Origin of the sequence: Candidatus Nanosynbacter sp. TM7-074 (assembly GCF_041006295.1) — a bacterium.
Lineage (GTDB): Bacteria > Patescibacteriota > Saccharimonadia > Saccharimonadales > Saccharimonadaceae > Nanosynbacter.
The window spans coordinates 240159-263142 of record NZ_CP158487.1 but is presented as its reverse complement, the minus strand read 5'-3'; the positions used below and the strand labels follow the sequence as shown (position 1 = coordinate 263142).

At 45.0% G+C, this 22984-nt stretch carries 20 protein-coding genes and 1 tRNA gene; 18 read left to right on the top strand and 3 right to left on the bottom strand.

Annotation, left to right across the window (positions count from 1 at the left end; all coding sequences use genetic code 11):
* The 3 genes from TM074_RS01365 to TM074_RS01355 are packed head-to-tail and all read left to right on the top strand — an operon-like array spanning position 1 to position 3013.
* Positions 1–1107 carry a DUF3048 domain-containing protein gene (locus TM074_RS01365; RefSeq protein ID WP_369000602.1) on the top strand — a complete coding sequence of 369 codons (1107 nt, stop codon included), beginning with the start codon at positions 1–3 and terminating at the stop codon, positions 1105–1107.
* Entirely contained in the window at positions 1098–2621 is a 1524-nt protein-coding gene (locus TM074_RS01360) for a sensor histidine kinase (RefSeq protein WP_369000601.1), read from the top strand. Before TM074_RS01365 ends, TM074_RS01360 begins: the two co-directional genes overlap by 10 nt.
* 8 nt (positions 2622–2629) lie before the next feature.
* Positions 2630–3013, top strand: a complete 384-nt coding sequence (locus TM074_RS01355) for a response regulator transcription factor (protein WP_230478856.1) — start codon at positions 2630–2632, stop codon at positions 3011–3013.
* Positions 3014–3049: 36 nt separating this feature from the next.
* Here the strand turns inward: TM074_RS01355 and TM074_RS01350 are convergent.
* Positions 3050–3124 (bottom strand) — tRNA-Glu (locus tag TM074_RS01350).
* Positions 3125–3228: 104 nt separating this feature from the next.
* On the opposite strand from TM074_RS01350, the gene TM074_RS01345 reads away from it, so the two are divergent.
* From TM074_RS01345 to TM074_RS01320, 6 genes are all read left to right on the top strand, one after another.
* Positions 3229–5187, top strand: a complete 1959-nt coding sequence (locus TM074_RS01345; protein WP_369000600.1) for an ATP-binding protein — start codon at positions 3229–3231, stop codon at positions 5185–5187.
* A 52-nt stretch (positions 5188–5239) separates the two neighbouring features.
* A complete protein-coding gene (locus TM074_RS01340) occupies positions 5240–6196 on the top strand; it encodes a response regulator (protein ID WP_369000599.1) in 957 nt (318 codons plus the stop codon).
* Positions 6193–6897 carry a pseudouridine synthase gene (locus TM074_RS01335; protein WP_369000598.1) on the top strand — a complete coding sequence of 235 codons (705 nt, stop codon included), beginning with the start codon at positions 6193–6195 and terminating at the stop codon, positions 6895–6897. The genes TM074_RS01340 and TM074_RS01335 overlap by 4 nt, the downstream gene beginning before the upstream one ends.
* Before the next feature lie 71 nt (positions 6898–6968).
* Complete coding sequence (locus TM074_RS01330) at positions 6969–7550, top strand: hypothetical protein (RefSeq protein WP_369000597.1); 582 nt, start codon at positions 6969–6971, stop codon at positions 7548–7550.
* A gap of 9 nt (positions 7551–7559) precedes the next feature.
* Complete coding sequence (gene der, locus TM074_RS01325; RefSeq protein WP_369000596.1) at positions 7560–8990, top strand: ribosome biogenesis GTPase Der; 1431 nt, start codon at positions 7560–7562, stop codon at positions 8988–8990.
* 254 nt (positions 8991–9244) lie between these two features.
* Positions 9245–9619, top strand: a complete 375-nt coding sequence (locus TM074_RS01320; RefSeq protein WP_369000595.1) for a hypothetical protein — start codon at positions 9245–9247, stop codon at positions 9617–9619.
* A 116-nt stretch (positions 9620–9735) separates the two neighbouring features.
* Here TM074_RS01320 and TM074_RS01315 read toward each other — a convergent pair whose 3' ends face one another.
* Entirely contained in the window at positions 9736–10704 is a 969-nt protein-coding gene (locus TM074_RS01315; protein ID WP_369000594.1) for a GTP-binding protein, read from the bottom strand.
* A gap of 43 nt (positions 10705–10747) precedes the next feature.
* Here TM074_RS01315 and pth point away from each other — a divergent pair, with 43 nt between their 5' ends.
* Positions 10748–11308, top strand: a complete 561-nt coding sequence (gene pth, locus TM074_RS01310; protein ID WP_369000593.1) for an aminoacyl-tRNA hydrolase — start codon at positions 10748–10750, stop codon at positions 11306–11308.
* Positions 11309–11327: 19 nt separating this feature from the next.
* On the opposite strand, the gene TM074_RS01305 is transcribed toward pth, so the two are convergent.
* On the bottom strand, positions 11328–12446 hold the full coding sequence (locus TM074_RS01305; RefSeq protein ID WP_369000592.1) for a DUF475 domain-containing protein: 1119 nt from the start codon (positions 12444–12446) through the stop codon (positions 11328–11330).
* 41 nt (positions 12447–12487) lie between these two features.
* On the opposite strand from TM074_RS01305, the gene TM074_RS01300 reads away from it, so the two are divergent.
* The 8 genes from TM074_RS01300 (at position 12488) to TM074_RS01265 (ending at position 22977) form a co-directional block, all read left to right on the top strand.
* On the top strand, positions 12488–13531 hold the full coding sequence (locus TM074_RS01300; RefSeq protein ID WP_369000591.1) for a permease: 1044 nt from the start codon (positions 12488–12490) through the stop codon (positions 13529–13531).
* Positions 13521–14255, top strand: coding sequence for a TIGR03943 family protein (locus TM074_RS01295; protein WP_369000590.1), 735 nt, complete (start codon positions 13521–13523; stop codon positions 14253–14255). The genes TM074_RS01300 and TM074_RS01295 overlap by 11 nt, the downstream gene beginning before the upstream one ends.
* Before the next feature lie 45 nt (positions 14256–14300).
* The gene (locus TM074_RS01290; RefSeq protein ID WP_369000589.1) at positions 14301–14717 is read left to right on the top strand and encodes a Fur family transcriptional regulator; all 417 of its coding nucleotides are present in this window, start codon (positions 14301–14303) and stop codon (positions 14715–14717) included.
* A gap of 376 nt (positions 14718–15093) precedes the next feature.
* The gene (gene dprA, locus TM074_RS01285) at positions 15094–15963 is read left to right on the top strand and encodes a DNA-processing protein DprA (protein WP_369000588.1); all 870 of its coding nucleotides are present in this window, start codon (positions 15094–15096) and stop codon (positions 15961–15963) included.
* Between the two features lie 38 nt (positions 15964–16001).
* Positions 16002–16682 (top strand): CDP-alcohol phosphatidyltransferase family protein, encoded by a 681-nt coding sequence (locus tag TM074_RS01280; RefSeq protein WP_369000587.1) that lies wholly within the window; start codon positions 16002–16004, stop codon positions 16680–16682.
* Between the two features lie 52 nt (positions 16683–16734).
* Positions 16735–19038, top strand: a complete 2304-nt coding sequence (gene topA / locus TM074_RS01275) for a type I DNA topoisomerase (protein WP_369000586.1) — start codon at positions 16735–16737, stop codon at positions 19036–19038.
* Between the two features lie 202 nt (positions 19039–19240).
* Positions 19241–20293: a sigma factor-like helix-turn-helix DNA-binding protein gene (locus tag TM074_RS01270; RefSeq protein WP_369000585.1), complete on the top strand. Its 1053-nt coding sequence runs from the start codon at positions 19241–19243 to the stop codon at positions 20291–20293.
* 44 nt (positions 20294–20337) lie between these two features.
* Entirely contained in the window at positions 20338–22977 is a 2640-nt protein-coding gene (locus TM074_RS01265; protein ID WP_369000584.1) for a type IV secretory system conjugative DNA transfer family protein, read from the top strand.
* The last annotated feature ends 7 nt before the right edge of the window (positions 22978–22984 follow it).

The following is a 22984-nucleotide window of genomic DNA, read 5'->3' as shown; positions in this document are numbered from 1 at the left end:
ATGAATATAGAAAAATTAGATAAATCTGGACGAAAAAAAGAACCCCGCTGGAAACGATTTAAAGAGTGGGCGAAAAAACATATCTTAGCAATTGCGCTAATTTCCAGCGCGGTAGTTATTACTGGAGTTTTTCTGATTGCTATTTATTCCATAAAATATGAGCAGACTGCCAATACAGATTTACAAATACCAAAGAAAAAAGCTACACCAAAAAAGTTTTACTCACCCCTAACTGGTATAGAAGTAGCTGATGAAAACGCCACAAAGCAGCCCGTTACTGGCGTGATGATAGAGAACAGCCCGACCGCTCGGCCACAATCTGGCTTGAAAAAAGCTGGTGTGGTTTATGAGGCAGTAGCAGAGGGCGGCATAACTAGATTTATAGCCCTATATCAAGGAGAAAAGCCAGCGCTAATCGGACCTGTCAGAAGCCTCAGGCTATATTACCTCAGCTGGGCAGCACCATACCAAGCATCAGTCGCCCACGTTGGCGGCAGTCCCAACGCTTTAGCGCAAGTCAGAAACGGCAGCTACCGCGATATTGACCAATTCTTTAACGCTGGCTCATACTGGCGAGCCCGAGACCGCTACGCACCGCACAACGTCTACACTTCTGGAGAACGAATTGACCAATTAAACAGCACCAAGGGTTATACTAAATCCGAGTTTACCAGTTTCACCCGTGCTGACGGTAAACCTGCCGAGTCACCAAATGCTACAAAAATAGCCATAAACCTCAGCGGATACTCCTACAACACCTCATACACTTACCATAAAGAATCAAATTCTTACGCCAGGAGTATGGCCGGTACGCCGCATGTTGATCGTGAAGACGGGCAGATTTCCCCAAATGTTATTGTCGCCATAGAAGTTAGTGTTGAGGCTCGTGCTCAAAATTCCGACGGCTATGAGGACATCAAAACCACTGGTAGCGGCAAGGCTTACGTCTTCCAAAACGGCACAGTCATCGCTGCAACTTGGTCAAAGACTGACATCAACGCTCCATTAAAATTGACAGACGAATCCGGAAAAGACATTGCCTTAAATCGCGGTCAAACCTGGATTTCTGCTTTCACCCCAGGTAGGGGAGGCGTTTCATGGCAATAGACCCAAAATCCAAAACCCTAAGAGAATACAAACAATACTACTATCAAAAAGTCATACTCGTATTATTGTTAGCAAATGCCTGCGTGATACTAGGACTAGCCACCACTCTTCATCTCACAGGATTATCTATTTCTCATCTAAACTTTTGGATCATCGTCCTCATAACAGCGATTTTACAGATTGTATCCTCAATTTCCATCGTTAAAATTATCACCGCTCCGCTTAATAAAATATTAGCCGCCTTGTCTCATAAGATTGGCGAGCTAACCACCGACATTCCGCCCCGACCCAACGATAAACGTTACGAAAAAACTGGCTTTAAGACCGCACTCCAGGCAATTTACGGCGACTATCAACCAGAAAAAAAGCCCGCATCTACAGACAATTTAAAAACTCCGCTCATTCAGGGCCTCAACCAAACCAGCACCGGCGTCATCATCCTCGATAAAAATCAGAAAATCATCTTCGCTAATTCTGCCTCGCCTATTTCCCGAAACTCCAATGGCGAAGATTTTTTGGCGTTAGATTTTATCAACGAACCAACAATTTCTGACTGGCTCCACGAGATTTCTAACGAGAAAATTAAAGCAGAACGACGCTGGCGACGTATCAGCACCAACCCCGACATCATACAAAATTCGCGCATTTTTGATGTCGTGGCCTCATTTGAAAAAGGCGCTACTGCAGAGACCGTTATTTTCCTCATTGATAAGTCTGACAATTATTTACCAGAAGAAGAGGACCTTAACTTCATATCATTTGCCGCTCATGAGCTTCGCGGTCCGATTACTGTCATTCGAGGCTATCTGGACATTATCACTGAAGAATTTGCTGGGCGGCTGCAGGGTGACGAGCAACAGCTGCTTGAAAGGCTAACGGTGTCCGCCAACCGCCTATCAAGCTACGTCGACAATATCCTTAATGTGGCACGATTTGATAGACATCATCTGAAGGTCTACCTCCTGGAAGATACCGTTTCGAATATTTACGCCTCAATCTCTGACGATATGCAGCTACGTGCCTCGACCCAGCACCGCTTGCTTAGCGTAAATATTCCAGAAGATTTACCGACTGTGGCCGCTGACCACGGCAGCATCGGGGAAGTCATCGGTAATCTAATCGATAACGCTATTAAATATAGTTTCGAGGGCGGCTCTGTGACCGTCTCGGCAGAGAAAAAGGGCGACTTTGTAGAAATATCCGTAGCCGACAACGGAATTGGAATGCCCGCTAACGTTGTAAATAATCTATTCCACAAGTTTTACCGCTCACATCGATCACGTGAAGCCGTAGCCGGCACTGGTATCGGCCTTTACATTTGCAAGGCTTTCGTAGAATCGCATGGCGGTTCGATTACTGCTCGCTCCCGTGAGAATGAAGGCTCAGTTTTCTCATTTACCCTACCAATTTACGCCACAGTTAAAGACAAATTACTAGAAGATGGCCAATTAAATAATCAATTGATACGAAAGGGTGGCGGCTGGATAAAAAATCACGCCATGTACAAGGGTTAGGAGGAATTATGATAAAGACAATTTTATGTGTAGAAGACGACCGCTTTATTGGCGAAATGTACGTCAGAAGTCTGCAAAAAGCCGGCTATGATGTGACATGGGTGGTTGACGGCAATGACGGGCTGGTAGCAGCGCGTAATCAGCAATTTGATCTCATTATTCTGGACTTAATGTTGCCAGAGCAGCGCGGTGACCAGATTTTAAATTCACTCCGTAATAATGACGTCGACCTAATCCCGAATAGCAAGGTGCTGATTATGACTAATTTCGAGCAAGATGAGTCTTCTCGCAAGTCTGTGATGGGTCGCGTCGATGGCTATCTGATTAAAGCCGACATTACGCCACGCAACCTCATTGAAGTCGTTAAGCAGATGGACAATGATAAATCATAAATAAAAAAGACGGAAAAAGCTCCGCCAGAATATTTTTGGTGACCCCACCGGGAATCGAACCCGGGTTGCCAGGATGAGAACCTGGTGTCCTAACCGCTAGACGATAGGGCCGTAACTCCATGGATTATACCATGAAGAAGGGGCGGATGTCTACTTTTTACATGTTACAGAGTTCACTCTTGAGATTTTCTCAAAAATTCGCCATAATAAAAGGTATGAAAAAGGGCGGGATTTGCTGTAAGCCTCACACAATTTCCAGATTTTGGTTAAGGCGGTTGTGTGAAGTAGCGCTATTAAGTTGTTTTACAATTATTCTGTTATACGCATGGGCAAGGTTTATTCCTACAGGCTATCAACTGCCTATAGGATTATCTGTCTCTGACAAAGCAGCTGGAGTAGCGGCAATCGGCAGCTTAATTATGCTTATTCTATGTTTCTGGTTGCCTAAAAAACACGAAACCAGTGTCGGTATTTTTGTATATTTATTAAACGTCATCGTAAGCGTCGTCACCATCATTACTAGTGGTGGTGTCGTCTCGCCATTTTTAGCGATGTGGATAATTGTGGCAATTTTCGCTGGATTCTTTGGTATAGCTATTCTAGGCATAATGGCGCTTCTGGTAGTCTTACAAATCATCGCCTTCGTCACCCAGAGTGGAATAAATACGCAGTTTATCATTGGACATATATTTTTTGGGTTCCTGCCTCTAATATTTAGTCTTATCCTCTGGGGTCGCCGTCAGCAGAGTGATAATAGTGTGTCTAACCTAGAGAATAAGCTCTCTGCCGTTGAAGGTAAGTCTGATGTAGTTATCAATGCTATCAATGACGGTGTTCTGGCTATTTCTAAAGACGGCAATATTGAACTAATTAATCCATCAGCTCAACAAATTATCGGCTGGGAGCAAGGTGACGCACTTGGGCTTAACTGGAAAAGCGTTCTGAAACTGGTTGCTTCAGATGGCAAGGAAGTTGATGAGCTTGAAAATCCAATCTCTCAATCTTTATCTAAAAATCAACCAGCCCACAGTGATAAATTCTTCCTATTAACCAGTTCTGAAAAACGAATCCTAGTTTCAGTAGTTAGCTCTCCGGTTGGTACAGACGGAGAAGGGGTTATTGTGGTATTCCGAGATATTACCAAAGAAAAGGCTGAAGAACGTGAGCAGGCTGAATTCATCTCTACCGCCAGCCACGAGATGCGCACACCAGTCGCCTCAATTGAAGGATATCTGGGATTAGCTCTCAATCCAGCCACCGCCAATATCGATGAAAAAGCGCGCGACTTCATAACTAAAGCCCACGAGTCGGCACAGCATCTAGGACGGCTATTTCAGGATCTGCTTGACATTAGTAAAGTAGAAGACGGCCGAATGAAAAATAATCCAAAGATTATCAATATTAATGAATTCCTAAAAGAAATTTTTGAAGGACTAGCGCCAAAAGCCAACGAAAAGCAGCTAAATTATATCTTTGCTCCAGACATGATTGACGAAGGAAAAGAAAAATCGCTACAGCCAATATTCTATGCTAATATTGACCCTGACCATTTTAGGGAGGTTACCAGTAATCTTATAGAAAATGCCATCAAATACACGCCATCTGGAGATGTTACCGTAGATATCACTGGTAACGATAAGCAAATCTCTATAAGCGTTAAAGATAGCGGCATAGGCATTCCTGCCGAGGACATTCCGCATTTATTCCAGAAATTTTATCGCGTTGACAACTCTGACACCCGCGAAATTGGCGGTACTGGCTTAGGGCTGTACTTAAGCCGCCGTTTAGCTGAGACGATGTCAGGCAACTTACGTGTTGAGAGTAAATATAAAGAGGGCAGTACATTCTACCTAGAAATTCCACGAGTCAGTAGCGCGGAAGCTACTCAGCGCTTGGAGAACATAAACGCAGAATCCTCAGACCAAGCAGGCCCATCTCCTGCTACCGCTGAAGATATTGAAATTACCCCTGAAAAATCGCCGGAAGAATCTACTGTTGAAGCATCAGACATTACCAGCAGCGCAGTTTCTGCTCAGGTGTCGGCTGCACCCATCCCAGGACCTCAAACGACAAATCCACAAGCACCTAAAACTTCTACCGAGCCAACACTGGCTGAAATTGAAGAAGAGATAAAGAGAAACCGGCAGCAGCTATCAGTTCCTGGTCGCGAATAATAGCCATAAGTACTATAGATTTTTTGTCAAAACTCCAGTATAGTATAGGTATATGACAAAAATTTTATTGGTCGAGGACGACAAAAGCTTACGTGAGATTTATGGCGTGCGGCTTTTGGCGGAGGGCTACGATATCGTTTCGGCGGGCGACGGCGAAGAAGCTCTGGCCATGGCAATCAAAGAACGTCCGCAACTGATCTTAAGTGACGTGATGATGCCGAAGATTTCCGGCTTTGATATGCTAGACATTCTGCGCTCAACAACAGAAACGAAAGACGTAAAAGTAATCATTATGACAGCCCTATCTTCAGAGGACCAGCGAAAACGTGGCGAACAGCTTGGAGCTGATCGATATTTGGTTAAATCTCAAGTGGGCATTGAAGATGTTGTCAGGGCAGTCCATGAGGCTTTAGGCGATTTGCCTGGCGTCGGAACAAATCCAGTACCAGTTTCACAGCCAGTTACTACACATACGCCAGAGCCACAAACTCCAGCACCGCAACCGATAACTAGACCTGACGTGTCTTCATTGTCTCCACAACCACAGACCGCTCCAACTATTACACCGACACTGCCTACAGCAAATCAGTTTGCGCAGCAAACACAGCAAACCTATCAGCCACAAACTCCAGCACCACAACCAATTCAGCAACCAACACCAGTAGCTATGCCGACACCGCCAGCACAGCCAACGACATTACCACAACCTACAGCGCCTTTCTCTTCGTCAGCGCCGCGCCCATCTGGACTAGGTGACCGGATTATCCAGCCACTACCTGCTAACAGTTCGCAAAATTCTATTGATATCTCTCAACTCATGGCTAGGGAACTAGACGCTAACCCAGCATCAATAGCACAGCCAACTAATCCAGTCACACCGCCTCAGGTCACCCAGGCACCTGTCGAGACTCAGGTTGGCGTCGAAACAACCCAACCACAGACCGTTCCCACGCAAACACCACAAGCCTCACAGCTACCACAACCTCCATCAACAACCCCAGAACAATGACAGACTCTCACAACGACCAAAATTCTTGGCGTCTTAACAAATTTGTGGCGCTAAGTTTGGGTGTTTCTCGTCGTAAGGCTGATGAGTTGATCGAGAAAGGGAAGATTATAGTTGATGGGCAGCCAGCCAGATTAGGACAGCAGATTTCTAGCACAAATCAGATTACCTACGATGGTCAATCCTTAGAAATTCAGCCAAAGAAGCTGATTATTCTGCATAAACCCACAGGCTACCTCTGCTCACGTGCCTCCCAGGGCGGCGTTCCAACAATTTATAAACTCTTGCCAAAACACCTCCATCACCTCAAGCCCGTCGGTCGCTTAGATAAAGACAGCTCTGGCCTAATTCTACTCACCAATGACGGTGATTTTGCGCATACCATGACACACCCGTCTTTCTATAAGATTAAGCGATACCTAGTTACAATCGACAAGCCGCTGCAGCCTCTCCATCGGCAGATGATTAATGATTTTGGCGTGCAGCTACCAGACGGACCCAGTCAATTAACCCTCGAAAGACAGCATGATGGCGATGACTACCGCTGGATAGTTCAGATGAGCGAAGGGCGCAATCGTCAAATCCGCCGCACATTTGACGCACTAGGCTACACCGTCAAAAAACTCCATCGTACGGATTTTGGGAAATATTCCCTCGGAGAACTTAAGAGGGGCGAGTGGAAGGAAGAGAAAATCTCCAACTAGCCTATTTACATTTGATAAAAAACATCGTAGAATATCTGCTGTATTTAAATTTATAAAAAGAATATTTTATCGTGAAATCGCCAGAATCACCACTAACAAAGCCAGACATAAACTACAGGCAGGCCGCAGAAGCTTGGTTGGACCTACAAACATTAACACCAGAAATTGCCTCCATAGAAGAAAGGCGCGAGCGTATTTTAGAATTGTATTCAGGAAAAATAAATAAATCTCTTCCTGAAATAATAAATAAACAGATCTCTGATTACGGCAAGGTGATAGTAGATTTAGAAAATATTGCAAAAAAACTTAATCTAGAAGCACTACCCACATTAGAACAAGACTACTACTGTATATATAATTCTGAAAATCGCTACTATATACTCATAGATAAACAATCTTTGGTAATATATATTGCTGACTTTCCAGACAATACTCAAGCCGTCAATAATGCTGAAATGGGAGATCTGTCGATACGGAAGTTTGACTATAGTAGTCCAGACGATATATCTGACTATTTGAAAATAGAGAGCTCATGCAGCCGTTGGCTTAATCATCGCCTCAAAGAAGGTCCTGGAAGTATTACGTCTAAGATATTACAAAACAATAGCCACCAACAACCGCTTCCTCGCCAAAACGCCATAAAACTGTTATAATCTATAATCATGTCAAAATTACCAACTGTCGCTATTATTGGTCAAGCTAACGTCGGCAAGAGCTCGATGTTTAACCGTTTAACGCGCTCTCGCACTGCTATAGTTGCTCGTGAAGCCGGCACCACCCGCGACAATGTCGTTGGTAAGGTCTCATATAAACGCCACGCGTCATCTCCTGAGGAAACAGCCCAAGCAGAATTCTGGCTCATCGACACCGCCGGTCTTAAAACTGCCGAAGACGAATTCGAAGCAACCATTCAGGACCAAATTGCTGACGCGTCTGCCGCTGCCGACGTCATTCTCATCATGGTCGATTCCACCGTCTATCCATCAGACGCCGACCGCCAACTCGCCAAAAAAGCCTTAAAAAGCGGCAAACCCGTCCTTCTCATCGCCAACAAAGCCGACCTCAAAGGCTCACTCCATACCGACGAATTCAAGCGCCTCGGCATCAAAACCATCATCAAAACTTCCACCGAGCACAACATCGGCATCTCCGAGCTTCTTGATAATATCGCCGATCTCATTCCGCCAGCCACTGTAACCGAAGCTGACGACATCATTCGCGTCGCCTTGATCGGCCGGCCAAATGTCGGCAAAAGCAACCTGTTCAACACCTTGGCGGGCAAGCAGCAAGCCATCGTCGCCAACGTCGCCGGCACCACCCGCGACGTCAACCGCGTCCAAGTCCGCTATCACGGCCAGACCATCGAGCTACTGGACACCGCTGGCATTCGCCGCCAAGGCAAGCAAGAAACCGGCATCGAAAAGTTCTCGGTCCTCCGCACCATGCAAGCCATCAACGAAGCTGACGTCTGTTTTCTATTGATGGACGTCAATGAGCTTAATGTCCAATTAGACCAACGCCTGGCTGGCATCATCGACGAGGCAGGCAAGGGACTGGTCCTAGTGGTCAGCAAGTGGGACTCCGTCGAAGGCAAAGATGCCTACACCCGCGACGAATTAGCACCGCAAATTAGCTATAATTTCAAATTTACTCCATATGCACCGTTAATATTCACCTCTTCCGTCACAGGGCAGAATGTCACTAAGTTATTCGATCTGGCAGTCGATATTTATAAACGCCGCCGCCAAGAATGCAAAACTCGCACCTTAAACGACATCTTGCAAAAAGCCATTGCCGCACATCCGCCAGCCGGACTAAAAAACTCCCATCCGAAACTTCGTTACATTGTCCAGACTGACGTTGCTCCGCCATGGTTTGTTATTTACGGTAGTAATCTGAAATTTGTCCACTGGAGCTATAAACGTTATCTGGAGCGTACTCTACGCGAAGCCTTCAACTTTGCTGGCACGCCGATCAAACTATCTTTCCGCGACGAAAAACAACTCAAAGCCAACCGCGAACGCGTCGCCCGCGGCCTGGCACCCGTCACCAAAGCCTACAAACAGGCCAAAAACACCGAAAAAGGCATATAATACCACATTTTTGACAAAATCTATTGACATTTTATTCTATTAGTGATATATATATATCAGCTTTTGTTGACGAGTTGAGTAAATCCTTGTCCGAAAGCGCACTTTGACAAGTTGAGAGAGTTTATAAACCGGAGGTGAGATTTTGCGATATTTTAAGAAGTATCCCGAAACCTCATCTTCGGTCGTTCGCCATCCGGGCGTCGATCAGTGTTTTTCAACACGAGCGTCCGCTCGGATGAGGAGAAAGTACTACAATGTCTACATTCATTACCCCCGAGGTCAAGGCCGCAAGAGAAGAATTTGTCAGACAAGAAGAACGGAGGAAAAGTGAAATAAGGAGGGCTCAAGTCAAAGCTTTCCTGAAAGCGATCAAAGACATCTGCAAAGATGTCGAAGAAAGGGTCACGAGTGAATATGAAAATACGGGGGCGCCCCCTTCTTCTGTTAGGGTTGTCTGCAAAGAACTGACCACTGCTGTAGCAAGCAGCGAGCAATGCTCCAAGGCATTGCTGAGCGCGCTCAAGGAACTGGAAGAACACACGTCTTCTCTCAGGCTTGAGGCATTCGAGCCGACCATCTACAATCCGTCTGGACACTCATACGTCGTAGTCAACTTCTCCTGGAAGTAGACTACGATCAAGCGAACATGGCGAGTCTATAGAGACTCCCAACTCTCTCACTTGTCATGTTCGCTCCATAGATGCGTGTCTATGCTGATGAGTCGGAAACGACGAAAGCGAACAATTTATTCAAACATCATCAATTGCGCCAACAGAACTTCACGGGTAATTTTATCTGCTCGTTCGCCAATTAACACAATTTTAGCAACCTCTTCAGTTTCAGCATTGGTTATCTGAATCTGATTTTCAGTCGCCTCCAAGTGCTGACGCGAGCCATTATCATCAATAAAACAGCCCTTCATTCGCCGCAGTCCATACGCCCTGAACAGCTCCGGCCATATTTTCTCCAGCGTTGCCACTGTAATTTTCATGCCCGAAACGTCCAGCACAGCATAAGTCGGATTGTCCGGCACCGCCAGCTCGCCGTCATACGTATCAAAAAACGCTAGTAGTCCCGACGGCGTGGTTAATTTACTTAGGTCAAACCGACCATGCGGCGCGCTGAGCACCTTAGCGTAGGGCAGAGCGGAGAGTTTTATGTCGTATTCAGCTCGTTCATTGTCATTTAGTAAATCTTCCTTGGTCACCAAAATCACATCTGCCGCCTGTAGCTCAACCTCGTGCGCCGGCTCAATTCCGCGTAAAATCTCGTGCGCATCGATCACGTAAAAACTCTGCACTAGTTCATACTTATTGAAGATTTGTGCATTTATCAATTTCTCAACTAAGCCCATCGTCCGCGCCACACCCGTCGCCTCGATAAACACTGGAGCAGGTGAATTACGACAAAAGTCCAGCAGCATCCGCGTCAGCGCATGCTTCGACGAACAGCAGACACAGTCGCCAGCCAATGTCGTCACCATCTCCGCCAGACCCTCCAGACGATAGCCGTCGACATTTTCATTAGCATACTCATTTTCAATTACCCTTGAGCCCTTATAGTCACTTTGTTGCAATAAGAATTCAAGGACGCTGGTTTTTCCAGCACCCAAAGATCCATTGACTAAATATAGCGGCACCTTATCAATAACCGCTCGCTCATCATCAAACGCCGCGTTAACACTAAATTCCAAATCATTGTCGCGCTTTGCCATATACTTATTATACGCTATTAGCCTCAGGTGATATACTAGGTCTATGAAAGTTATTCTAGCACTGGGCAATCCTGGCGATAAATATACCAACACCAGACATAATGCTGGCTTTTTGACTATTGATAAATTTGCTGCTAAGCTAAATGTAAATTTCATAAATAAGCCAAAATTTGCCGCCGACATAGCCGAGCTGAATATTTCTGGAGAAAAAATATTACTAGTCAAGCCGACTATATATTATAATGAGGTCGGTATTTCCGCGCGAGCGATCATGGATTTTTATAAACTGACACTGGATGATTTACTAATTATTCATGATGACACTGACCTTGATTTTGGTAAAATCCGCGTCCGTAAAGGCGGCCGCGACGCTGGCAGTAACGGACTAAAATCACTTCACGCTCACATTGGCGCTGATTTTTGGCATATTCGTATCGGCACTGACAGTTTACTGCGAAAACAAATCGGCAGCGTTGACTTTGTTTTAAGCAAATTTAATTCTGACGAACAAAAAATCCTTCAGAGCTGGATTTTTCCAGAGTCAATTAAGCTAATAAATAAGTTTCTTGATGGAACAATTGAGTCATTTAGCGTAAAGCTTTAGCGACAAATTATAATACTTACTACCGTTTTTTAGGTACAATTTTTGATGCGCCATTTTTTATTTTCTGCTCGGCTTGATGAAGTTTAGTCATCGCCGCCTCCTGCAGATTAATTGATCGCATCTCTAATATACTGCTACCAACCGCCAGGCTCACAAACAACAACCCCAGTCCTCCCGTCGCCCATTCCGGCAATTCCAGTTGAAATAGCTTGGCAATCATCATCACGCCCAGCGCCATAATCGCCCAGTGTGCACCATTTTCCAGATACTTATATTTACTGAGAGCGCCAGTTCGCAACAGATAAACAGTCAATGACCGTACCCAAATTGCACCAGCACCCAGGCCGGCAACAATTAATAACACACTATTAGTGATAGCAAATGCGCCAATTACTCCATCAAAACTAAAGCTGGCGTCCAACACCTCCAAATACAACAGGCTAGCAAACGCCGCCCAACCAGTCTTAATTTTGATAGACTTCATATTATCTTCATGAAAGAATGAACCAAACAACTCCAGTCCAATGTGAAGCATGATTCCAAGCACTGCCGAAATCAACACTAGTGATTTGTGCGGAGCGTCAACCGTAAAATACAGCACATCAGCCACGCTAAGCATTATGCACACCTTAAAGTTCTCAAATCGCCCAGCCTTAGCCATCCACGGTTCAACATGTCGCATCCAGTGGATACGCTTGTTGTAATCAATAAAATAACTAAGTCCAATCATAATTAAAAACGCCCCACCAAAGGCATCAATCATCGGTGATGCTTCATGTAAAATCTGACCATATTCTGTTGGCTTATGAAGAGCCAAATCAACCACCTCCATAAAACCGTGACCGCTCGCAATCATCACAATAACAATTGGCAATATAAATCGCACAACAAACACCGCTACAAAAATACCGACTGTCAAGAATATTTTCTGCCAAACCTGACTCATCCCCGCCAGAACCTTACTGTTGATCACTGCATTGTCAAAACTAAAAGTTACTTCCAAAATAACCAAAATAGCAAATAGCCATAGACCATTAAGCCCTATTTGTGCAAAAATTAGACCACCTAAAGCCATAGTTAATAGCACTGAAAACCAAAAAATCCGAAACGGATGATGCGAATGTAAAAGATACTTCATAATGATTTAGTATAACATAAGCGTGCGGTATAATTTTATATATGGTGCGCAAGCTATCAGATGGCCGCTTAAATAAATTACTATCCGCCAACCAGGAATTAATTAACTGGATTGTTTTTGGGATTTTTGTGATTACCATATATTACCTCAGCTCAAAATTTAGCACTATGTTAGTTAATGGAGAACTCGTAGATTTGTTTACAAAACTATTACCATCGCTTCAAGATTTTCTTACGCTCACGCTGAGTGTAGTTGTCGAAGCTACACCATTCCTGATACTGGGAATAATTGTATCGGCACTAATTAGAAAATTTTTACCATCAGACAAACTGCTCAAGATACTACCAAAAAATGCCTTCCTCAGGCGAATTGTACTGTCAATGCTTGGAATAGCCTTGCCGGTCTGTGAATGTGGCAATGTGCCAGTTGCGCGCAGCCTGATGGCGCAGGGACTTAAACCTGCTGACGTCATCAGTTTTCTATTTGCCGCACCAATCCTCAACCCCATAACCATCGTCGCTACTATGACAGCCTTCAGCTTTCAGCCGCAAATGGTCTGGTGGAGGGTTATTTTTGCGCTGATTATCGTCCAAATAACAGCTTTCATTGTTAGTTTATTCAAAGAAGATTCTATACTTAATCCAGACTTTAAAGAGTATTGCCACGCTCATAAAAACGATTCGTCTTTTCTAAAAATATTTGACAACTCGCGCAACGAATTCTGGCAATTATTCACCATGCTGGTCATAGGCGCTAGCATCGCCGCAGCCACCCAAGTATTTGTACCGCGTTTCATCATTAACACCGTCGGTGGTGACATTTTTCTGTCAGTTATCGCCATGATTGTCCTAAGCTTTGTTGTTTCAATATGCTCAAGCATAGATGCGTTTTTTGCCTTAGCTTATGCACGTAGTTTTACTGCCGGCTCAATCTTGTCATTCTTATTATCCGGACCGATGGTAGACATAAAAATGATTATACTTATGAAGACTACTTTCCGTTGGCACTTTATAGCAACAATTGTACTAATAATATTCGCGCTGTCTTTCATGGCGGGCGTGGGAGTTAACTTATATGTTCGCTAACTTACTAAGGTCGATGGGTGGGATTTTGGTCTGTGGCTATATCCTCCTATTAGCCAGCCGCGATCAGCTGGGTTTTTACACTCATCCACGTTATCATCAATTTGCCGTTATAATCAGTATAGTTGGAGTTGCACTTTTTCTTATTGATATAATGTTGCAATTTAAAAGCAGACAGCCCCTTAACGGATCTGTCTTTAATTTAAGGAGAATAAAGGTCAGCTCCTACTTGGCGATTATTATCCTAACAATCGGCTATACACTACCGCCAAAGACGCTATCGCCAAGCAGCCTCACCCAAAGAGAGAATCCTGCAATTATTGAAGCTGAGAGTCGCTGCGAAATTCCAAAACCAACAGAAAATAGCTCCACAATCTCAATAAACCGCTGGAAAACTGCCATGAATTCCTGCAAACAAGCCTCTTACTTCGATAATAAAGATATTACTATCACTGGCTTCGTTTCAAATGACCTACTAAAAAACTACGGATACGATTACTTTTACATTGCGCGCTATGTTATAAGTTGCTGTGCCGTCGATAGCGTTCCAGTAAAAATCGTCGTCGAGAAGAACTTCTCTGTAGATTACCCAGACGGCACCTGGCTGATAGTCAAGGGCAAACTATCTCAGAAAGTCATCAATGGCCAAGCCGAATACGTGATTACTCAGCCGAACATAACTAAGATAAGCCAGCCTAAATACCCATACGAACTAATGGGAATATAGTGTTATTGCATATTTGTTGCAATAAGTTGTAAAATACTTATCATTATGACACTAAGCGAAATATTCGAGCAGCACGGTTTGCGTCTGACAAAGCCTCGCCAGCAGATTTTCGACATACTAAAAAATTCAGAAATACCTCTTACTGTTGGAGACATTGCAAAAAACTACAAAAATATTAACCGCACTAGCATTTATCGCACCCTTGTCATATTTGATAGACTAAAAATAATTAGCACCATATACATTGGCTGGAAAAACTATTACGAATTAGCCGAGCCATTCATACCACATCATCATCACTTATACTGTATCAATTGCCAAAATGCCGAGCCAATACAGTCACAGGAGCTAGAACAGCTTATAGGTCATATCGGCCAAAAACATAGCTTTATAATTACCAAGCATTATTTTGACCTTGAGGGCGTTTGTAAAAAATGCCAGCAACTCCTAATAGACAAATAAAATCAGCCAACAAAAAAGCACCAGGTAAGGGTGGGCATCACCTGGTGCTTTTTTACCCTTCAACCCACCCGAGCTACCGTCTCAGCGAAGCGTCGTGACTAAAACTCCAAAAGTCCGCGCCTGATTATTATCAACACCACTTAGTGCTCACCTTAACAGAGGTCGCCTTTGAAAAAGGGCAGTTAAAGGGGTTAGTATGCGCGTAACGTTGAACCGCAAAAAGTGGAGGGTAAGAATACTTAATGCCATTGCGCGCAACCTAACATATAGTTAGAATAGGGGGTATAAGGTGCGTTTGGTTAATGATTACTTAACCAATCGTCCTTGATTATAGCAAACATTTGACAAAGTGTCAATACTTTTCACAACATTTTGTATGGAAATCAAGAGAATTTTACCAGATGAGCATATTTTCTCCCAGAGATTAGCACATATTGCCAATCCTCCAAAAAGCTTATGTTATATGGGAAAATTGCCAGAAGCTAACGCACCCGTCGTATCGATAGTTGGTTCGCGCAAACCTTCAGCCTACGGAAAAGAAGTAACCGAGAGATTAGCCACAGAGCTAGCAAGTGCCGGTTGTATAATCGTCAGTGGACTGGCCCTGGGGGTAGATGGAATTGCTCAAAAAGCAGCTTTAGAGGCTGGTGGCACAGTAGTAGCAGTCGTCCCCAATGAACTACCTGATATCTCACCGCGCACTAATTATAAACTAGCCATGGATATAATTAAGAAAGGCGGGGCAGTAATTTCTGAGTGGATGAAAGGTGATAATAAAATAGTAAATCGATGGAGTTTTCTAGAACGCAATCGATTAGTCAGTGGGCTGGCAGATGGCATTATCATCACTGAAGCCGCCGAACGAAGTGGCACCTTAAATACTGCCTCTCACGCCTTAAACCAGGGCAGAGATTTATTCGTTGTCCCTGGCAACATAACCAGTCCGCTCTCAGCGGGGTGTAATAACTTACTGAAGCAGGGCGCTTATCTAGTGACAGACGCAAATGATATTTTGAATATAATTGCCCCGGAAAAATTACAAAAGTCCAGCAGCCCTGAGACGCCACTAAGCTCAACTCCAGAAGAAGCAATTATTATCAAACTGATCTCTAGTGGAATTCGAGACGGAGATGAGCTCCAGCAAAATTCCGGCTTATCGGCATCAGACTTCGCCACAGCGCTAACTATGCTAGAAATCAACGGCGTAATTAAGCCGCTCGGAGCAAACAATTGGACATTACGATAATATTGTCAATTTGACAAATTAATGTTAAGCTACAGATTATGAAGACAAGCCGAGAGTCAGGTAATCGTGTTAATAAAATAGCTAAAGATATATTTACCATACCTAACGCCATAACACTAGCAGGTGGGATACTAGCATGGCGCGGATCAAAAGAACTTAACAATCCTTGCGGTTTGTCAAAAGCCGCCCTAGGAAGATTACTTGACACAATTGACGGTCCAGTATCTCGCTTCACAGGGCAGACGAGTGACGTTGGGGCAGCCCTTGATGCTATAACCGATAAAATAGTTACTGCAAAAATCCTCTACGAAATGAAGGAGCAAAAGGTAGCTCCGGAATTAGTCATTGGCACTATTGCACTATTAAACGGCTCGAATTCTATAGCCACGGGAATTGCTAATCTACGCAGTGAAGAAAAAGGTAAAACGCGACCAACCAAATCAGGCAAGTTGGCCATGGCTGGCGAAACATTTACCTTAATAGCTTATGCCGGTGCCCATGTCGCCGAACATGCTAACAATCCTAAACTTGCTAAGTTTCTACGTGGGCTAGGAGCCACAGCGTTTATAGCATCACTACCGCCCGCTGCCCATTCCTTATATACATACGCAAAGCAAGCACTCGGCAAGAATACTGTACCAGAAAGAATACCGCCGACGGGCGCCGAACGTAGCCTAAGACTAATGGGAGCGCTTAACAAATTTAACAAATGTGGCTAAATAATTTAAGCTGCGGTTGTAGCTACATAGAGATTTGTTATAATATAAAGTTATGAAAAATCTCGTTATCGTCGAGTCACCAGCCAAAGCGAAAACCATTGAGAAATACTTGGGAAAGGATTTTCACGTCTTGTCAAGCGTGGGGCACATCCGCTCAATTGTCAAAAAAACCAAGGACGGCACACCGCCAATTGATGTGGCGAATGATTTTTTTGCCGTCTACGAAGTTGATCCCGAAAAAAAGAAAGTCATCACCGAGCTAAAGAAAAACGTCAAGGCTGTCGGTAAAGACAACGTCTGGCTGGCCACCGATGAAGACCGCGAAGGAGAGGCCATTGCCTGGCATCTCTGTAAAGTGTTGGACCTGCCGATTGAGACGACCAAGCGCATCGTCTTTCATGAGATCACTAAGGATGCCATCACCAATGCTATCAAGAACCCGCGCACCGTTGACATGAACCTAGTACAGGCGCAGCAAGCCCGGCAAATCCTCGACCGGCTGGTTGGTTTTGAGCTCAGCCCAGTGGTCTGGCAAAAAGTGCCAGGCGGTAAGTCGGCTGGTCGCGTCCAGAGCCCGGCAGTGCGGCTGCTGGTTGAACGTGAACGAGAAATTATGAAATTTGCAGGCAGCTCACAGTTCAAGGTGACCGCCATATTTATCCACGACAATCAAGAATTCAAAGCCGAGCTCAACCAAAAATTTGACTCTGAAGCAGCCGCTCACGAATTCTTGAACAGCCTCAAGCCAGCCACATTCACCGTCAGCGATATCTCGAAAACGCCTGGCACGCGCAACCCAGCCGCGCCGTTTACGACGTCAACCTTGCAGCAGGAAGCTAACGCCAAGCTCGGCTTCAGCTCTAAAGCTACCATGGCCTCGGCGCAACGACTCTACCAAGACGGTAAGATAACCTACATGCGTACTGACTCGGTCAATTTGAGCGGGCAGGCAATCGCTAGTGCCACCGATTTTATCAAGCGACTGTACGGCCCAGATTATTCAACTGTGCGCAAATTCAAAACCAAATCCGCCTCCGCCCAGGAAGCCCACGAGGCCATCCGTCCAACCGACATCACCCGCGAAACCGTCACCTCAGATGAACGCGACCAAAAACTCTACGACCTCATCCGCCGCCGCACCCTGGCATCACAAATGTCACCAGCGAAATTAGAGAAGACGACAATTTCCATAGATATTCAAGGAAATGACACGTTACGCTTTGAAGCCAAAGGCGAAGTCATCACCTTTGACGGCTTCTTGCGCGTCTATGGCGGCGGCAAAGACGAAATCTTACCAAAACTCCACTCTGGCGACACGCTTGAAACCCACGAAGTCACTGCCCGCCAAACCTTCGCTCGGCCACCGGCCCGCTACACCGAAGGCTCCCTGGTCAAGAAGCTCGAAGACCTCGGCATCGGCCGGCCAAGCACTTACGCCACCATCATCGACACCGTGCAGACCCGCGGCTACGTCGAAAAAGGCGATAGTGAAGGCCAGACGCGCGACATCATCGTCCTCAGTTACAACGGCGAAGAAGTCAGCCGCGACGTCGTCCAGGAAAAAACCGGTTCCACTCGCGGCAAGCTTATTCCAACACCAAGCGGGGAACTAATCGCCGACTTTTTAACCGACCATTTCGCGCAAATCGTTGATTATGATTTTACCGCCAACGTCGAGACTGAATTTGATAAAATTGCCGCCGCCGAGCTGGCTAAAAGTGCCATGCTCAACGGATTTTACACGCCATTTCACAAATTGATTGAACAATCAGGCGGTATCGACCGCAGTAAAGTCGGCGCCAATCGCGAAGTTGGCATCGATCCAAAATCCGGCAAACCAATCCTGGCGCGCTTTGGCCGCTTTGGCCCAATGTTGCAACTGGGCGCCACTGACGACGAGGACAAACCACGCTTTGCGCCGCTACCAAAAGGTGCGAAAATTGAAACCGTCACTTTGGAGCAAGCGCTGGAAATGTTTAAGCTACCGCGCGTCATCGGTCAAACCGAAGACGGGCAAGACATCAAAGCCAACATCGGACGGTTCGGTCCCTATATTCAAGTCGGTAAGCTCTTCGTCTCCATCAAACCCGAAGACCCGCACACCATCACTCTGGAAAAAGCCCGCGAACTCTACGCCGCCAAACTCCAGGCCGAAGCCGAGAAAAACATCGCTGACTTTGGTGATGGCGTCAAAATCCTCAACGGTCGCTTTGGCCCATATATCACCGACGGCAGTAAAAATGCCAAAATTCCTAAGGGCACCGATCCAAAAACCATCACCCATGAAAAGGCACTGGAATTGTTAAGTAAAACAGCTACAAAACCAACCCGTAAGCGAACAACTAAGAAAAAATAGCGATATTTTCTATACTATCCAACAATTTTGGATAATAAAAACTCTCACATCATCTATTGCAAAAATAGTAAAATACATGCTATAATTTATATGAACAATTATAGCATTTACCTATTGACATTTATCAAATGCAATTGTATAATTAAAAACATATTTTAATCAATGTAACCTGTGGTGAGGCAGAGAGGATTTTCCTAATAGCATGAACGAGACAGTAAAAACCGAAAGAATCGACAACTTAAATTCTGCCATTGATACTATTATTTCCAAAATACCGCAAGAGCGCGAAAGGGAAATCATCTCTCGACGATTCGGCTTGTCTGACAGGAAGGAAACGCTAGAAATGATTGGTGATATGTTCGGCATCACCCGCGAGCGAGTTCGTCAGCTGGAAAAGTCTATCCTAACACGACTTAGAGTTGCTGTTAGCGAAGGAACCCTACCGTCAGTTACTGCTATAGAAAAGGAAATAACCTCAAGCCTATCAGAAATGGGTCGAGTAGCCCGTATACAAGATTTAGCATCACATTTCCTGGGCAAGGAGGCCTCATCAATTGACCGCTCTCGTGTAGCGTTTATCGGAGAGTTGGCGGAAAATATCACCATCATCACAGAAAATGACGACTACTATCAAGCGGCAGCCATTGACACTCTGGGCAACGAAAAGCAAGTTAAAGTAAGAGTTGAAGAAGTTGTTAAGACAATTAAAAAACACGGTGAGCCAATCACTGCGGAAGATCTACATAAAAAATTAGACTACGAGCATCCATCAAATATTGCAGCATTAGCTACTGTTAGTAAAAAATTAGCTAATCTGCACAATCAATGGGGACTAGCTAAATGGCCATCCGTCAACCCAAAGAATATCCGCGATAAAATCTATGTCGTTCTTGACACCAACGGCTCACCAATGCACTTTTCTGACATTGCCAAAGGTATTCGTGACAGCGAGTTTAACCGACGAAGTGTTACTACTCAGGCGATTCACAATGAACTTATTAAAGATAATCGATTTGTGCTGATTGGGCGCGGCATTTATGCGCTGGCTAGCTGGGGATATAGTCGCGGCACTGTCTCTGATATCATTACTGACATCTTGAAAAATTCTGAGTCTCCTTTGCACCGTGATGAAATTGTTCGTCAAGTCCTTGATAAGCGGCAGGTTAAAGAAACTACTATTCTACTCAACCTTCAATCAAAACCGCAGTTCAAGCGTGTCGCGAAAGCTACTTACGTTTTTGACGAAGCCGTTTAAGCTAAGTTGCAAACTTCCTTCAGAGGTGAGATAATTTACATATCATGCAGATTATTTCTTGGATTATTGGCACGTTATTACAATGGTATGTTTGGATGCCAATTGTAGCAGTTCTGGTATTTCTGACATGGCGAAATTATCGAAGAATCGAAGAATTTACTCCTGTTGAGAGCGTACTATTAGTTTTGGAAATCCCACGGACCAATGATAAACAAGAGTTAGCCGCCGAGCAGCTGTTTGCCTCACTCCACGGCATCTTACGTGACAATAAAGAACTGCGCCTATCTGGTGGACAGCAGGAGCATATTAGTTTTGAGATTGCCTCGGTTAATGGTCAAATTCGCTTCTATGTTTGGGTACCAAAAACTCTACAAAGCTTCGTTGAAGGTCAAATTTACTCGCAATATCCAACCGTCCAAATTCATCAAGCCAACGAAGATTATACCGAGCACGAACGTGATCACGAAGTTGCGTATTCAACCGAACTAACTTTAACTACGGATGAATTTTTACCAATTCGCACCTTTCAGAATTTTGAAGTTGACCCGCTAGCTGGCGTTACCGGCACCCTTGCCAAACTAGAAACTACCGGAGAAGAGCTATGGATCCAGGTGCTAGCTCGACCAATTCCTGATGATTGGCAACATGCTGCGGACAGATATATAAATAACATAAAAAGCGGACGAGGCTTATCACTGCCAGGGCTCGGTGGTAGTATACAGTGGATAGTTGGGATACTTGGTGCTCTCTGGCAGCCACCGGAGCAGGGAGTCGGTCAGTCGACAACCGTTGAGTTGTCAGACCGCGACAAAACTCGTATTTCTGAGGCGGAAAAAAAAGCGACAAAGCTCGGCTACGAGGTAAAGATACGACTAGTTTACATGGGCGAAAGTAACACCAACGCAAAGCTGCGCATGCAAGCTCTGGTCGGTACATTTAAGCAATTCAACTCAACCAATCTCAACGGCTTTCGCGCAGTCAAGGGCGCATTCGGCAAAGAATTCCTGGAGAAATATCGTAAGCGAGCATTTTATGGCGACGGCTTTATCTTAAACATTGAAGAACTAGCTTCTGTCTTTCACCTACCACACACCAATGTTGAGACACCGAATATTGTCTGGGCTAGTGCCAAAACCGCCGAACCACCGTCCAAACTACCAGTCTTAACTGGCAATGACGCCAACGACGACCAAATCTCCGCCTTTGGAGTCACTAACTTCCGCGGCATTAGTCATCAATTCGGCATGCTACGCTACGACCGCTCACGCCACGTTTACATTATCGGGCAAACTGGCGCCGGAAAAAGCGGACTGCTGGAATTATTCGCCCTCAGCGATATCTTCCATAATCAAGGTTACGCCATCATTGACCCACACGGCGATTTCGCTATAAATAACATGAAGTTCATACCGGGCTCAAGACTGAATGACGTCATCTATTTTAACCCAGCCGACACCGCTTACCCCTTAGGGTTTAATCCGCTAGAGGTCACTAATCCCAACCAAAAAACCAATATTTCATCAGAAGTGATTGGCGTTCTGAAGCGCATGTTCGGCGATTCGTGGGGGCCGCGGCTGGAATACATTTTACGCTACACTATTCTGGCGCTACTTGACCGACCAGAAACCACCATGCTCGACATTACTCGCATGCTAACAGATAAGGAATTTCGCAAAGAGACGCTGGGCTATTGTCGCGACACCGTGGTCCTGCAGTTCTGGAATGTCGAATTTGCCAGCTGGAACGATAAATTTGTCGCTGAAGCAATCGCACCGGTACTAAATAAAGTCGGCGCCTTTACCGCCAACCCAATCATCCGCAACATCATTGGCCAGCCTAAATCTACGTTCAATATTCGTCAAATCATGGACGAAGGCAAAATCCTTATCGTCAATTTATCGAAGGGCTTAATTGGTGAAGACAACGCCGCCATTCTGGGATCCTTCTTAGTCACAAAAATTCAGCTCGCTGCCATGTCGCGCTCAGATATTCCTGACGTTCGCGATCGTCGTCCGTTTTATCTTTATGTCGACGAGTTCCAGAATTTCGCCACTGATTCATTTGCCACCATCTTATCCGAAGCTCGCAAATACGGTCTTAATCTGACTGTCGCCAATCAGTATATTTCCCAAATGAGTGAAACCGTTCGTGACGCCGTTTTTGGTAACGTTGGTACCATGATTTCTTTCCGAGTTTCTGCCGATGACGCACCGATCCTAGCTAAACAGTTTGAGCCGAACTTTGAATCGATTGACCTACTACAGATGCACAATCGTAATTTTGTTATCAATATGGTGATCGGCGGCGAAAAAACTCCCGCATTTTCAGCGCGCAGCCTGGAGCTTCCACCGTCTCAGGCGGACAATACGCCACATATCATCGAACATTCAAGACGTATGTACTCAAAGAGCAGGGAGGACGTTGAGAGAGAAATTAGCGACATTATCATGCCAAACAGAAATCAGAAAAAGCAGGCCGCCCCACAGCCTAATCCGCAGACCAATAGTCAACCAAATAAAACACAACCTTCTACAGATAGCGGAGAGGTTGTCTTGCAAATTCGTGGCAATAGTGAATTAGACAAACCTAATTCCTCGCCAGAAGTTGCAACCACACCCGAATCAACCGTGACCACCACACCAAAAAGACGACGCCGACGACGGAAAAAGAATGCCACTCAATAAATCATTG